Origin of the sequence: Pseudactinotalea terrae (genome assembly GCF_009733845.1) — a bacterium.
Classification (GTDB): Bacteria; Actinomycetota; Actinomycetes; order Actinomycetales; family Beutenbergiaceae; genus Pseudactinotalea; species Pseudactinotalea terrae.
Map to the genome: position 1 here is coordinate 108288 of NZ_WNXZ01000006.1, position 14316 is coordinate 122603.

A 14316-nucleotide genomic window follows, 5' to 3' on the forward strand; every position below is an offset into this window, starting at 1 on the left:
GCTTCCCCTCGGGTGGGAACACGTGTTCCATCTCTTCACACCCTCCGGTACTCGATGCCGAGCAGGCTCGCCGCAGCCTCGTAGTCGTCCGACCGGTGACCGAGCGACAATGACCAGTGGTGCCCGACGCCAGTAGCACTCCAGTCATCGACCCATTCCCCCGGGTCTCGCTGGAAATCGACCCGGCTGGTGGTGTTCCCGATCTCGAGGACCGAGCCCGTGACGACGGTGCCCTCCGAGGCCACGAACGCCAGCGACCCGTCCGGGTCCTGACCGAGGCCCAGCAGCGTCACCGGTCCCGGCCGCACATCGAACTCGACGCTCACCCCCCACCCCCGCTTGCCGTGATAGAGACCAAGTCCGCGGAGCAACGGCTCGCGCGATGACACCGCCAAGTGAGCCGGGCCGTCGTGTCCCATCTCCACGACGCCGTCCTCAAAGTTCAGCGCCTGGATCTCACAGAACGATCCACCTGCACCCACGACATGCGTCACCAGCTGGGCGAGCGTCGTCCGCAGCTCGTACTCGCCGGTAGTGGGGATCCCGCGCGCCGTGAGAAACGACGCGCCGAGAATCATTCCCGCCGCGAGCCGCTCGTGCTGCTCACCATCGAGGCCGCGATGGTAATAGGCCAGCGAATCCAGCTCGAAGTCCTGCACCAGACGATCGAGGCCGACTGACACGCGCGCACCCCAGATGAAGTCGTCGTCGATCACCGAGTCGTCTATGTTGAAGACCTGGCGGGCCAGATCCATCCGCCCGGCAGCTTCCGTGCTGGTCACTGCCTCGACCCGCTGGCGCAGGTCGTCGAATTCAAGCACCTCGACGTGCGATCCAAAGGTCGTGGATAGCAGCGTCAGATCCGTGGAGACGTCTAGCATCCCAGGGTAGAGGTGTCCCATCAGGCCGTGACGGGCGTGACGCAGTGCTGCCCGCACGTGCGCTGCGTTGATCCATCGCCCGATTCGGCGCCACGCGGACTCCTGCCGCAGCCATCCCGAGACTGATCGAAACGGGATCCCGGCGCGCCGGAAGACGTTACCCACCTCGGGCACCGGGCACTGCCCGCAGTAGGCCAGCCACGCGCCGGTATCGAAAGCGGCATGATCCATCTTTTCCGTCGGCTGCAGATCTATCACCAGTACGGGTGCGTGGGAGCGCTGCGCGATCGGCAGCACCATCGATGAAGTGAGATAGGTCGTCAGGTACAGAACGATCAGATCACAGTCTGCCCCACGTAGCCTCTCGGCTGCCTTCGCGCCGTCGTGGGCATCGGAGATGAAGCCGGCGTCGATCACGTCGGCATCCATGTTCTGAAATCGATCAGAAACGTAGCGCGCTGATTCCTGCAGTTGTGGCAGTAGCTCGGGAAATTGCGGCCAGTAGGTGCCTAAGCCGCCAGCCACAAGCCCGATCCGCGGCTTGCGACGCGACTTCGGTAGTAGCAGCTCGGCAATGTCTGGACCGCCCGACGTCCGATGGTCATTCATCGTCTTCGATTCCTTTCGTCCTGGTCGTGTGCGACTCGAGGTTCTGCGCGTGCATCACAGCGTTACCGGTGCCCACCCTGTCCGCCTGTGCCAGGGCGTGAGTTCCGGGTCGGTGGTGAAGCGCGGGAATATGGTCTTTCCTGCGCGCCCGTCTCAGCCCTTGACCGCACCGATGAGCACACCCTTGGCGAAGTGCCTCTGGATGAAGGGGTAAACGATGAGGATGGGGACGATGGCCATGACCAGCGTGGCCATCTGTAGCGGCAGTTGCGGTGGCACTGCTTCGGCGTTGAGTTGTTCTGTGGAGATGGCCGACTGGTTGACCACATAGGTTCGTAGAACCAGCGACATCGGCCACTTGTCGTTGGAGGTGATGTAGAGCAAAGCATTGAAGAAGGCGTTCCAGTAGGCGACCGCGTAGAAGAGGCCGATGACGGCGAGCACGGCCTTGGACAGAGGCAACACGATTCGCACCAGGACCGTGACAGCATTCGCACCGTCTATCTCTGCGGACTCGAAGAGTTCCCGAGGCAACTCCTGAAAGAAGGCGCGCATGACGATCACGTTGAAAGCGTTGATCATGACCGGTAGGATCAACGACCAATAGCTGTCGAGGAGGCCGAGTTCTTTGACGACCAGGTAGTTGGGGATGATGCCAGGACTGAAGAGGATGGCGCCGAGAAGCAGCAGCAGGACGGGGCGCGCAGCGAAGGCTCCCGGGCGGGAGAGCCAGTAGGCGAGTCCGGCGCTTGCAGCGAGACTGAGACTGGTTCCGACCATCGTGATGAGGATGGAGATGGTCAGGGCTCGGGTGACGACGCCGCCGGAGAGTACGGCTGAGTAGGCAGCGAAGCTGAAGCCGTCTGGCCACAGAACCATGCCGCCGCCGGAAGCGTTGATCGTGGCTTGGTCCGCCAGTGAGGTGGCGATCACAGCCCAGAACGGCAGCAGGACAAGCACGACGCAGACGGCCAACGCCACGAACTTGACGACCTGGACGAACCGGCTGGGTGATTCCATCCAGACGGGACGGCTGGAGCGGCCTGCAGGGTTGCGTCTGGGTGAGGACCCGCGTGTGGTCGGCATGCTCGTCATCTCTCGTAAACTCCTCGTTCGCCGAAGACGTGGGCAAGCTTGTTGGCCCCGATGACGAGGCAGACACCGATGACGCTCTTGAAGAGGCCCGCCGCAGCGGCCAGGCCCCAGTTCTGATCGATCACGCCGTTGTTGTAAACCCAGGTGTCGATCACCTCGCTGGCTTCACGGCCAACGGCACCCTGTTGCAGGATGATCTGCTCGAATCCGACGGTGAGGCTCTCGCCGAGCTGGAGGATGAAGAGCAAGATGAACAGGCCCTTCAGTGACGGTAGCGTGATGTGCCACATCCGACGCCACGAGCCTGCTCCGTCGACCGCCGCGGCCTCATACTGCTCCTGATCGATCCTGCTGATAGCGGCCAGAAATATGATGGTTCCCCAGCCTGCGCTCTTCCAGATCACCTGGCTGGTTAGCAGGACGCGGAACAGATCGGGTTCGCCGACGATCTGGACCGCACCGAGGTCGTTCTGCAGCAGGAAGGTATTGAGAATGCCGGCGTTACCCAGCATCTGCTGGAACAACGCCACCACGATCACCCAGGACAGGAAGTGGGGTAAGTAGAAGATCGACTGCAGGAGTCGCTTGAGCTGCTCGCCGGCCAGACTGTTCAGGACGAGCGCAAGCGCCAGCGGGATCGGGAAGACGAGGACGCTCTGGATCAGGGTGAGGACGAGGGTGTTCTCGAGCGCGTTGAGGAAGGTCGGATCCACGATGAACGCGAAGTTCTCGAATCCGACCCAGGTCTGGCCGGTGAGCGGCAGGTAGGGCCGGTACTCCTGGAAGGCGATCACGTTTCCGGCCAGGGGCACCCACTGGAAGAGGATCATGAGGACCCCGCCTGGAAGACCGATGCCCAGCAGCAACTTGTCTCGGGTCAGTCGACGCCACCGCGTTCTCCGCCGGGTCGCCAGCGAGGGCTCGGCTGGCGCTGAGACCCCTGACGGAACCGCTGTGCGTGGCGAGGGCCTGCGCTCGAAAGTCGCAGTGTCACGTCTGGACATCAGTTGTGCGGCCCCTTGCGTCGTCGGAGAGGTTCTAGCGCTGCGCCCTTTCTCGGGCGCTCAGGCGGAGAAACCGTAACTCAAGGACCGGCGCTGGACGTGGGCCATCCGCGCGCTCGGTGAGGACTGCCACTGGCCGGCAGCGACACCGCCATGGCCTGAATCTCCCGGTCGGCATCCTCTTGACAGCTGCCTCCAGGTGGTCGTCAGCAGGATCAGAAAGGACCTAGATCGGGTGTCGTAAAATGTCCACTCTCGACCCGCTCGGACGAAAGGGATCCGGACGGCGGCGGCGCCGTGGTGCCTCGGAGCCTCAGCTCGGGGATCAGCGTGACGTGATTGACGGGCCGCGAGCCCCGGGCTGGTCCGGCGTCTCGCCGCAGTCGGTTGACCAACGTCTCGCAGGCCATGCGCCCGATCCATCGTCGCCGTGGTGAGACGGCACTGAGGGGCAGAAGCTCGTCGGGGGTGAGCACGTCATCGTAGGAGAGCAAGGAAATCGTGCCAGGCACGTCAAAACCCCGTTGGGTCAGTGCTGTGTGCAGCATGCCCGCCTCGAGGTCTGAGTGGACGAACAAGGCGGTCGCCTCCCCGCTGTAGAGGTCCTCGCCCATGGCGGCCATCGTCGTGGCGATCAACTCCTCAGGGATCGGTGGTGTGGGGGGTCCGAGATCGTGGACGTGGACCCGACCCCAGCGAGGCGCGTCCGAGGGGGACTGGTCCGCCTCCTGTGTGTCTCGTACTCCTCGCAGAAGTCCGATCGCGGTAGGGGTTTGCTTCATCAGAAAGTGCACCGAGCGGTGTCCGAGGCCGAACAGGTGATCGAGGCCGAGGAGGGCTCCCGCGTAGTGGTCGGAGTAGACCCGATCAACGTCACTCAGGATGGGGTCTGATCCATCGAGCATCCGGTGGGGAAAGATGGGGCGTTCGATCAGCACGATGGGTGTCTGCACTCCCATCAGGGTTGCGTAGCCACGGTGAGACTGCTGGTTCGTGATCAGTATCCCGTCTAGCTCGAGTGCGCTCAGCCTGCGCAGGAGGGTCTCTTCCACGTCGTCGGAGTACCCGTGCATGCCGACCACGACGGTGGCGTTGACCAATGCAGCAGCCTCCTCGACGCCCTTGAGCACCTCGTTGTAGTAGCAGTCGTCATTCGGCAGGATCAGACCTAGCCGCAGCGTGCGGACCTCTGGAGCTGCGGGCGTCGGCACCCGGACACGGTGTGGGCTCACCGCGCCGCCGTGCACGCACACCACCCGTCCGCGCTCAGCCAGAACCTGCAGGTCCCTCTGGACCGTCTTCAGACTCACCTGCAACTCGCTCGCGACAGCCGAGGTACGAACCGAACCGAGCGAATCGACTCTGCGTGCCAGTTGCTCACGTCGCTCACGAGCCAGCATCTTCTCCATGAGCCCGCAGCCTATGCGGTGAAATGTCCAACAAAGTCCGGACTGCTCGCTTCGACAGAACCGACTTGGTTGTATGAATCCCGTCCCAACGACGAGACGAGGAGCACATGCGACGGCGAACCTTCCTGGCCGGCAGCGGCGCCGCCGCCCTTATGGCGGCCTATGCGCACTTCACCCTTTCGGCTACGAACGCAGCGGCCCAGCCAGCCCTGGCCCCCCATCCACGGTTGCTCCTTCACAGCTTCGACCCCGTCAAGGAACTCGTCTCGCGTGACGAGACCGCCGCACGGTGGTACGCCGATATCAAGACCGGCGCCGACAGGATCATGCGAGAGCCGGTGGGGACCTACGAGATCCCGGATGGTCTGAGGCTGCTCAGTACCAGTCGCCAGACCCTGCGGCGGGTCTACTCACTCGGGTTCGCCCACGGCGTCGAAGGCGGGGGCGATTACGCCCAGCGCATGTGGGAGGAGCTGGAAGCGGTGTGCGCCTTCCCGAACTGGAACCACGCCCGCCACTTCCTGGATACCGCAGAGATGCTCCATGCGGTCGCGGTGGGGTACGACTGGCTCTACGAGGTCTGGTCCCCATCGCAGCGGACCATCATGGAAGAAGCCATCGTGCGGCACGGGCTGCTGCCTGGGATCGCGGCCCATGAAGGCAACGGTACGGGTGCTGGCCTCGGCTGGCCGGAGAACACCAACAACTGGAACATCGTGTGCAACGGAGGGCTGATCGTCGGCGCACTGGCCGTGGCCGATGCCCAGCCCGATCACGCTCACACCGTGCTGGACCTCGCGTTGCGATCTCTGCCGAGAGCGGTCGAGGAGTACGGTCCTGACGGAGGCTATCCAGAAGGAGTGGGCTCCTACTGGGAGTACGCCACCATGTACCTGGTGCTGCTGATCGAGGCGCTGACCACAGCGACCGAGGATGACCGAGGGTTGGTCCAGTCACCGGGCCTGGACTCGACGGGTCTGTTCCCGATCCACCTCACCGGACCCACCGGGAACAGCTTCAACTATTACGACGGCGGGACGGCAGCGCCCCGACCACCCGAGATGTTCTGGCTCGCGCGGACCTACGACAACCCGGTCTTCGGCTGGTGGGGCGCGCAGAGCACCGACCTCATGAACCAGGCCGACAACGCCCCGGCGGCGCTGCTCTGGTACCAGCCCGAACTCAGCCGCAGCCCCGTCGAGGCGAGCCTGCCCCTGGAAGGCTACTTCAGGCACTCTGAGGTGGTCTCCATGCGCAGCGCATGGGAGAGCAGCGGTGCTGTCTTCGTCGCCGGCAAGGGCGGGGACAACGCGACCAAGCACGGCGACCTGGACCTGGGAAGCTTCGTCCTGGACGCGCTGGCACAGCGGTGGGCCGTAGAGCTCGGAGCCGACGACTACGGCCTGCCGGGCTACTTCGACTACGCAGGCCCGCGGTGGACCTATTACCGCAAGCGGGCGGAGGGCCAGAACACGTTGGTCTTCAATCCAGGCGGTCCACACGATCAGTCCCTCGATGCGGTGGGAACGGTGATCGCGCGGGAATCAGGTCCGACGGCGGCGTACGCCATCGCCGACCTCACTGCGGCCAGCGCCGACGTCGATTCCTGGCGCCGGGGCTGGCGACTGTACGACGACCGGCGCCAGATGGTGGTCCAGGACGAGTTCGTCACCACAGAACCGTCGGAGGTGTGGTGGTTCATGCACACCACGGCTGAGGTCACCATCGCCGAAGACGGTCGCAGCGCCACCCTCGTCCGGCCCGGGGCGTCGTTGGTGGCACGCATCGTCGAGCCCCGGCCGGCCGTGTTCTACCTTGCCGAGGCCCGGCCGCTGTGGTTCTCGCCTGACCCCACAGAGCAGGCGCCGGTCCAGGGGATCCGCAAGTTGGCGATCCGCTTGCAGGACGTGACCGACGTGCGGCTGGCCGTGCAGTTCACGCCACTCCACGCGGGCGAGCGAGTGCCGCCCGTCGCCGCGCCGATGCCGCTAGATCGGTGGGACACCGGTCCGGAGCGGGTGGCCCAGGTCTCCGCGATCACGCTGGATGGCGAGGTCCTCCCAGGGTTCGACAGGCGTAGCTACAGCTACGACCTCGAGCTGCCCACCGACGTCGTCGTGGAGGCCGCGCCGGCGGACCCGGCGGGGAAGGTGGTCGTGCATCGTCCCGGCAGCGACGGTTCGATCCGTGTGGACGCCTTCGCACCCGGGGCCCGACCTGGTAGCTACCAGATCTGGCCGGTCCGTGCGGTCGGCCCAGGTACGTTCCCGACTACGGTCATCGCCAGCACTCACGACGGGAACCCTCCCGCTAACACAGTCGACGGCGATCTGACGACGCGTTGGTCTGCCCAGGGTGACGGCGAGTGGGTCGGGTACGACCTCGGAACCGACGGGCCGGTCCACCAGGTCGACATTGCTTGGTACAGCGGGGACAAGCGGCGTGCCTTCTTCGACATCGAAGTGGCGTCGGAGGGTGAGACATCGTGGCGCAGGGTGTTCTCCGGGGCCAGTTCTGGAACCACAGCGGAGCTGGAGCCGGTCACCTTCGAGGCCTCCACGGCGCGTTTTCTGCGAATCGTGGGACACGGCAACGAAGCCAGTGACTGGAACTCGATCATCGAGGTCGTCATCGACGGCCGCGACGTGCCGATGCCCGAGGTCGAGCCCTACCTCGCAGCTCTCGCCCTGTCTTCCTCGCCGGTCCTCATCGGTGAGACGAACCAGGCGGTCCTGACAGCCATATCGAGCGACGGTGGGACCGCCAGCGTCGAGAACCTCCAGGTCGGGTTCGTGGCACGTGAGCCGGACATCGTCACTGTGGGAGAGGATGGCTTGATCACGGGTCGGGGCGAGGGCACCGCGGACGTCGCAGCGTTCGTGGTGACCGATGACTGGCGCCTTCTCCACGCGCGGACCACCGTGGTCGTCAGTGATCCGCGCCGACCTCGGATCGAGGTTGCGGCGGATACCTATGTCAATGACGGCGGCAAGTCCGACACCAACTACGGCTCACTGAGCGAGCTGCTCGTGAAGGCATCTGCTAGCACCGGATTCAGCCGGCTGGCCTTCCTGCGATTCCACCCGGTCGTCGTACCGGACACCATCGAGTCGGTCGTCCTCAACATCTACTGCAGGGTCCGTGACTCGGCCGGTACCCGGGAGAACCTACACGTGGCCTCGGTCGAGGGCTCCTTCGACGAGGAGACCACGACGTGGGACACGCGACCACCGTTGGGCTCGATGTTCGCCTCGGTGAGCGTCGATGACGACTGGGCCTGGCGCGAGGTCGACATCACCGCAACGGTCGCTGACCAGGTCGTTGATGGTCAAGAGGTCACGCTCGCCCTGACCCAGGATGTTCCCGCCGGCCGCTCAGGGTTGGCAACGGTGATCGGCAGTCGGGAATCTGAGCACCCTCCCTACCTGCGAGTGCAGCTCACCTGAGTGACCTCGTACCCCCATCGCAGTTCCTTCTTCCAATGACAAGGAGTGTCATGCCTGATCAGACCCTCAATCGCCGCACTCTCCTGACCGGTATGGGGATCGGTGTCGCCGCCCTCGCCGCGGGAGGACTCGCCGGCTGTGGAGCAACCGCGACCCAGCAGAATGACCCGCAGACCAACGCCGGCGTGACCCTGCCTACCTTTACGCCCTATCAAGGACTGCAACCCGATCTCCCGGAGAACGAGAACGGCGTCCTTCGCGGCTTCTTCGACTTCCCCGCCGAGCGGCCGGTCTCGGTACCCGATGTGCCGGGCGACGGCTCGACCATCACCGCCATGACCCGCATCTACTCGGCCCTGCCCCCGGGACCGGGCAGCAACAGCTACTGGGCTGGTCTCCAGGAGCAGCTAGGTGCCAGTCTGGACCTGCAGATGGTTCCTGACGCCGACTACGGACAGAGGTTCGCCACCACTATCGCCGGGAACGAACTCCCGGACATCGTGTCGATGGTCGTGGGGCCCGACTTCCCCGAGCTCCTCGAGGCCCGCTTCACGCCACTGGACGAGTTCCTGTCAGGTGACGCCGTGCAGGATTACCCCAACCTGGCTGCGATTCCCACTGCCTCGTGGCAGTCCACCGTCTTCAACGGCAAGATCTTCGGGTTGCCGGTGCCACGGGGAGCGATCCGCTTCTATCCCTACATCCGCCAGGACATCTTCGATGCCGCTGGTGTGTCGGCTGAGCCTGGAAGCTTCGATGAGCTGCTGGAGACGGCAAAGGCGTTGACGGACCCGGCGCAGCGGCGTTGGGCGTTCGGTCTGAGCGGACAGCTGCTGGCCATGCTCCGGGTGATCGGCGGAACCCCGAACGTCTGGGCGCAGGAGGGTGGTCGACTCACACACGTCAACGAGAGCGAGCAGTACAAGCAGGTCATCGACGACATGATCACGCTCTGGAAGGCAGGCGTGATCCACCCGGATGGATTCAGCGGGCAGTTCCCGTTCAAGGAGTACTTCGACGCCGGCACGGTGGCCATCCAGTTCGACGGATACGTCGGCTGGTCCGGCTACATCCGTGGTGCCACCTCCCCTGACTTCGAGCTGGGCTTGATGCCCCTTCCCCAGCGTGACGGTGACGGTGCCGCCGCATGGCACACCGGGCCTCCGTCGTTCAACCCGAGCCCGCTGGCTGCCATCCGCAAGCAGGACGATCCGGAGCGGACACGCTCCATCCTTCGTGTCCTCAACTGGTTGGCGGCGCCGTTCGGCACCCAGGAGTACCTCTACCGTGAGTTCGGTGAAGAGGGCGTCGACCACACCGTGGAGGACGGCAATCCCATCCTGACCGAACAGGGTCGGGTCAACACCGGTTTGCCCGTCGGCTATCTGGCTTCGGGGTCACCTGTCCTCTACGAGCCGGGGCGGGCCGAGGATGTGGAGGTGCAGCACGCGTACCAGACCGACGCCCTAGCCGACAAGGTGGACAATCCCGTTCTCGGGCTGTTCTCCAACACCGATGTCAGCCAAGGATCGTCGGCCGAACGCACGTTCTCCGACGGCGTCAACGCCATCATCCTGGGACGCCGTCCGTTCAGCGATCTGGACCAGCTGATCACGACCTGGCGGTCGGAGGCCGGGGACGCGATGCGCGAAGAGTACGAGGAGCAGCTGCAGAACCAGTGATCCTTTGCCATGCCGATCCATCGCGACGACAGGAGGACAGAGGTGCTGAAGGACGAGGTCGGCTTTGCGGGGCGAGGGACCCTCGAGTTGAAGGCGGTAGCCCTGATGGGTCCGCGTGCTTGGGCGGAGCAGTTCGATGCGTCGCTGCAGAAGAGGTTGCGCGCATTGGCCTGCCTGCCTGACCCGGAGTGGGTGACATCCTTGGACGACCCTCGGATAATCGACCACCTGGCCGAGCTGGACGTCTTGCTGACGGGTTGGGGCGCACCGAAGCTGGACGGCAGAGCGTTGGATCGGATGCCGCGGCTGTCGACCGTCCTCCACTGTGCGGGGAGCGTGCGCGAGGTGGTGAGCGAGGAGCTGTGGGACCGTGGGATCGCCGTCTCCACCAGTGCGGATCTCAACGCCGAACCGGTGGCGGAATTCACTTTCGCCGCTATCGTCCTTGCCGGCAAGAAAGCGCCCTTCCTGGCCATGGACGCCCGGCATCACCGGGAGGACTGGTCGTATCGAGCAGCTCGAGGTTCGCTGGGCAACGTGGGTTTGACCGTCGGATTGATCGGATTCTCCCGAGTTGGGCGGCGGGTCGCTCAGCTGGTACGCCAATTGCACGACGTGACCTGTCTCGTCTCGGATCCCTACGCTGATCCGGCGGAGGTGGCTGCGGAAGGCGCCACCCTGATCGACCTCGACGAGATGCTCCCGAGGGTGCAGGTCCTGTCGATCCACGCGCCGCAGCTACCGACGACGCACCACATGATCGGTGCCGAACAGCTCGACGCTCTCGCGGATCACGCCACCGTGATCAACACCGCCCGAGGATCGCTGGTCGACACCACCGCGCTAGAGCAAGCCTGCGCTTCCGGCCGGCTGCACGCGATCCTGGACGTCACCGACCCCGAGCCGCTGCCGGCTTCCTCACTCCTGTACCAGCTGCCGAACGTGATGCTCACACCCCACATCTCCGGTTCTCTCGGGGGGGAGGCCCGGCGCATGGCTGACGGCGCGCTCGATGAGTTGGAACGACTGGCACTGGGACTGCCCTTGGCTCGGCGGGTGAATCGTGACGAGGCAGCCGTGAGCGCCTGACGGCGAGGAGTCCTTTCGGTGCGGCCTCGACAGGTGAGAGCAGTGCCCATCCGCGGCGAGCTTCCCGCCGTGAGCGCGCTCGTGTGGCGGCAGTGTCGAGCATGTGCGTGTGGAAGCAGATCGGTGCAAACCGATACCGACACACCACGGCTTCAGGCATTGGCACGGTTTCGGCTCACACGTTGGATCGTCGAAGGCGCTGCGCCGAGGTGGGCACGCACCTGCCGGCTGAAGAGGTAGACGTCGGGGTAGCCGAGTGCCCTCGCTACCTCGGTCACCGACATCGGGCTCTCCGACAGCAGTTGATGGGCTCGTCCGAGCCGCACGTCGAGGCAGAAGGTGCGAAAGCTTCGACCTTCCACGGAAGTGAACAGCCGGCTGAAGTGCGGGCGCGAGAGGTGTGCGAGCGCAGCAGCCTCCGCCAGGCTCCACCTGCGTCCGGGTTCGCTCCGGACAGCCATCATGACCCTGGCGATCCGAGTGTCGAGTGCATCCGTGGAGCTCGGTGCGGCCCGCCAGAGCTCCATCAGGACCAGCTGAAGCAGCACTGATCGATGGACGTGTGCCAGGTGGCCGGCCTCGTCGGTCAGGTCCACCAGCGCACGGAGGTGCGCGATCGCCCGGTGATCGCGATCCAGCTGGCTCACCCGAACCGGCACGGCGAGTTGCTCTGCGGTCAGGCTGCTCGTCTGCTCCGGGGTCGAGGCAGATCCGAATCTGAAGTGGCAGTACAAGACCGAGAGGCGATCGGCCGGATCCTGCTCAGCCGCGCCCGATGAACCTGGTCGCAACAGCAGCACCGTACCGGGGGACAGCGCCGCGTGCTCGTCGTCGAGGACGACCTCGCCGTGTCCGGCAGTCACGGCCCACACGTCGAAGTCGCGGCTGCCGGAGAAGCGCCATGACCAGCCAGGTTCGCAAGTCACGGCACCGTGCGAGCCCGACAACTCAGGAGGGTGCGCGGTGAGGAGCGCGGCGAACGCATCGGCGTGCACAGCGGGGACGATCATCGAGTCCAGGCTACCGCCTCACGAGGTATGTATCGTTGCCTCAGTGCAAATCGACGTGGTGTTCGGTGCATGGTCCTGCGGGCTGCGGCCGCCTAGATTCGATCGGGACAGCACAGACGTAAGGAGCGATGATGGCGATGACAGGCACCCGGGTCGACCGGGAGCGAGCTGGCGACTACCCGAGTGATCTCTACCGCGACGACAGGGTGGCCGACGTCCTTCCCGCGGGGATCGCGTTCAGTCTCGAGCACGAGCGGAGATTCGCTGTTGACGGCTTCGTCGCAGTCGAAGGACTTCTGGACGAGGCCGATGTCGAGGAGGTGCTGGCAGCGCTGGCTCAGGTGCTCGAGCACCCAGGTCGTGCACTGGTGGACTACGAGTCGTGGGCGGTCGACCGTCTTTCGGGCCTCTCCGGGGCGGCCCGAATGGACGCCGTCCGCAAGTTCATGCACTTCGTCACCGAGAGCGCGCGCCTAGAAGCGCTGGCTCGCGACCCGCGCATCCTGACCGTGGTGCGGCAGCTGTGCGGATCCGACGACGTGAGTCTTCTTCAGGACATGGCCTTGTTGAAACCTCCCGGGGGTGGTCGTGAGAAGCCCTGGCACCAAGACAACGCCTTCTTCGCTTTCGAGCCCGGCACGCCGATCGTCGGTGTGTGGATCGCCCTCGATGCGGCCACCATGGCCAACGGATGCATGCACGTCGTCCCGGGGTCGCACCGGCGTGGTCCGGTGGTTCACTTCCGGCGGCGCGACTTCCAGATCTGTGATGGTGACGTCGACGCAGACGGCGACACGGTGGTGCCGCTCCAGCCGGGGGGTGCCTTGTTCTTCCACGGGCTGCTGCACCACGGCACACCCGCTAACCGAACCGAGAAGCGGCGACGAGCTATCCAGCTCCATTACGTTCCACAGGGGGTCCCGGGGGTGTCCGACCAGCGGCGCCTGGACATCTTCGGCGACGAAGGCAAGGACGTGACCTGCTGAGCGTCGTCTGGCCCAAGTTTGGTCAGGGAGTCATGATCCGGCGGTGCGCAGGTCGCTGACCATTGCGCCGGCAGATCGTGCTTCAGAACCTGAGCAACGTCTTGGTCACGGTGCCTGCGTCCTGATCGAGCTCGGCGAGGGCGGCAGGAGCCATCTCGGCCGAGTGCTCGCGTGAGATCAGGGCGGTCAGGTCGACGAAGCCCTCTCGCACCAACCGAAGGGTCTCGCCGAAGTCTGCTGCCGTGGCACCGCGTGAACCCATGACGCTAAGTTCCTTGCGCTGAAGGTCCGTCGCGTTGAACTCGGCGGTCTGGGTCGAGACCCCAATGACCACCACCCTGCCGAGGCTCGCGGCGGCCTGCACACAGGTGAGGAACGCCGCCGGGGATCCTGCCGCCTCGACCGTGACGTCGAATCCCTCTCCGTCCGTGATGTCGGCGACCTCGCCACGCAGGTCGGCAGGATCGGCGACGACGAGGCCGCCGTCAAGACCGAACCTGGAGACCGCGCGCTCCACCTTGACCGCAGACACGTCGGCGATCCACGCCCGCGCGCCCCAGCTGCGGGCCGCGACCGCGGCCAGGATCCCGATAGCGCCCGCACCGATCACGAGGACCCGGTCGTCTTCCGTCACTCGTGCCTTGGCAACACCGTGGTAGCTGATCGAGAACGGTTCGATCAGTGCCAGGGCCCGCGGGTCGATGCCGCCGCCGTCGTAGACGCGTGCGGCCGGCATCGCGATGAGCTCGCTGAACCCGCCTTCGCGCTGGACGCCCATCGTCTCGTTGCGCCGGCAGGCGTTGGGGTGACGGCGCAGACACGCCACACAGCGGCCGCACGCGAAGTAGGGCAGCATCGTCACAGGGGTGCCGGAAGTCAACCCGTGGCTGTCCTCCACCTCCATCACCTCCGCAGCGAGCTCGTGCCCGATGACGCGCGGGTAACTGACGTAGGCGGATGTGCCGCGGTAGGCGGCCAGATCGCTGCCGCAGATCCCGCCGTAGGTGAGCCGGAGCAGGGCGTACCCCGGCTTCAGGACCGGCGTCGGCCCGTCTGCGACCTCTACGGCGAACGGTTCGCGGATGACGATGCTTTTCATGATCTC

General features: G+C 65.3%; 10 protein-coding genes. 4 read left to right on the top strand and 6 right to left on the bottom strand.

What is annotated here, in order from left to right; translation table 11 throughout:
- Positions 1–35 precede the first annotated feature (35 nt).
- The 4 genes from GPA03_RS17545 to GPA03_RS17560 all read right to left on the bottom strand — a co-directional run bounded on the left by GPA03_RS17545 (position 36) and on the right by GPA03_RS17560 (position 4998).
- Entirely contained in the window at positions 36–1490 is a 1455-nt protein-coding gene (locus GPA03_RS17545) for an L-fucose/L-arabinose isomerase family protein (protein ID WP_156253353.1), read from the bottom strand.
- A 153-nt stretch (positions 1491–1643) separates the two neighbouring features.
- Positions 1644–2585 carry an ABC transporter permease subunit gene (locus tag GPA03_RS17550; RefSeq protein WP_156253354.1) on the bottom strand — a complete coding sequence of 314 codons (942 nt, stop codon included), beginning with the start codon at positions 2583–2585 and terminating at the stop codon, positions 1644–1646.
- Complete coding sequence (locus GPA03_RS17555) at positions 2582–3415, bottom strand: ABC transporter permease (RefSeq protein ID WP_241681364.1); 834 nt, start codon at positions 3413–3415, stop codon at positions 2582–2584. Before GPA03_RS17555 ends, GPA03_RS17550 begins: the two co-directional genes overlap by 4 nt.
- Before the next feature lie 389 nt (positions 3416–3804).
- Complete coding sequence (locus GPA03_RS17560) at positions 3805–4998, bottom strand: LacI family DNA-binding transcriptional regulator (protein WP_156253356.1); 1194 nt, start codon at positions 4996–4998, stop codon at positions 3805–3807.
- A 107-nt stretch (positions 4999–5105) separates the two neighbouring features.
- On the opposite strand from GPA03_RS17560, the gene GPA03_RS17565 reads away from it, so the two are divergent.
- Genes GPA03_RS17565 through GPA03_RS17575 form a run of 3 tightly spaced genes read left to right on the top strand, consistent with a single transcriptional unit; the run spans position 5106 to position 11215 of the window.
- The gene (locus GPA03_RS17565) at positions 5106–8444 is read left to right on the top strand and encodes a CBM96 family carbohydrate-binding protein (protein WP_156253357.1); all 3339 of its coding nucleotides are present in this window, start codon (positions 5106–5108) and stop codon (positions 8442–8444) included.
- Between the two features lie 50 nt (positions 8445–8494).
- Positions 8495–10126 (top strand): extracellular solute-binding protein, encoded by a 1632-nt coding sequence (locus GPA03_RS17570; RefSeq protein WP_162458415.1) that lies wholly within the window; start codon positions 8495–8497, stop codon positions 10124–10126.
- A gap of 42 nt (positions 10127–10168) precedes the next feature.
- Positions 10169–11215 (top strand): hydroxyacid dehydrogenase, encoded by a 1047-nt coding sequence (locus GPA03_RS17575; RefSeq protein WP_241681365.1) that lies wholly within the window; start codon positions 10169–10171, stop codon positions 11213–11215.
- A gap of 152 nt (positions 11216–11367) precedes the next feature.
- On the opposite strand, the gene GPA03_RS17580 is transcribed toward GPA03_RS17575, so the two are convergent.
- Positions 11368–12225 (bottom strand): AraC family transcriptional regulator, encoded by an 858-nt coding sequence (locus GPA03_RS17580; RefSeq protein ID WP_156253359.1) that lies wholly within the window; start codon positions 12223–12225, stop codon positions 11368–11370.
- A gap of 206 nt (positions 12226–12431) precedes the next feature.
- On the opposite strand from GPA03_RS17580, the gene GPA03_RS17585 reads away from it, so the two are divergent.
- Positions 12432–13211: a phytanoyl-CoA dioxygenase family protein gene (locus GPA03_RS17585; protein ID WP_162458416.1), complete on the top strand. Its 780-nt coding sequence runs from the start codon at positions 12432–12434 to the stop codon at positions 13209–13211.
- Between the two features lie 82 nt (positions 13212–13293).
- Here the strand turns inward: GPA03_RS17585 and GPA03_RS17590 are convergent, their stop codons facing one another.
- Positions 13294–14310, bottom strand: a complete 1017-nt coding sequence (locus GPA03_RS17590; RefSeq protein WP_156253361.1) for an alcohol dehydrogenase catalytic domain-containing protein — start codon at positions 14308–14310, stop codon at positions 13294–13296.
- Between the last annotated feature and the right edge of the window lie 6 nt (positions 14311–14316).

Bases quoted from the DNA above. Each gene is read 5' to 3' on its own strand.
- GPA03_RS17555 (WP_241681364.1), bottom strand. From the start codon at position 3,415: ATGATCCTCTTCCAGTGGGTGCCCCTGGCCGGAAACGTGATCGCCTTC.
- GPA03_RS17560 (WP_156253356.1), bottom strand. From the start codon at position 4,998: ATGGAGAAGATGCTGGCTCGTGAGCGACGTGAGCAACTGGCACGCAGA.
- GPA03_RS17565 (WP_156253357.1), top strand. From the start codon at position 5,106: ATGCGACGGCGAACCTTCCTGGCCGGCAGCGGCGCCGCCGCCCTTATG.
- GPA03_RS17545 (WP_156253353.1), bottom strand. From the start codon at position 1,490: ATGAATGACCATCGGACGTCGGGCGGTCCAGACATTGCCGAGCTGCTA.
- GPA03_RS17550 (WP_156253354.1), bottom strand. From the start codon at position 2,585: ATGACGAGCATGCCGACCACACGCGGGTCCTCACCCAGACGCAACCCT.
- GPA03_RS17570 (WP_162458415.1), top strand. From the start codon at position 8,495: ATGCCTGATCAGACCCTCAATCGCCGCACTCTCCTGACCGGTATGGGG.
- GPA03_RS17580 (WP_156253359.1), bottom strand. From the start codon at position 12,225: ATGATCGTCCCCGCTGTGCACGCCGATGCGTTCGCCGCGCTCCTCACC.
- GPA03_RS17590 (WP_156253361.1), bottom strand. From the start codon at position 14,310: ATGAAAAGCATCGTCATCCGCGAACCGTTCGCCGTAGAGGTCGCAGAC.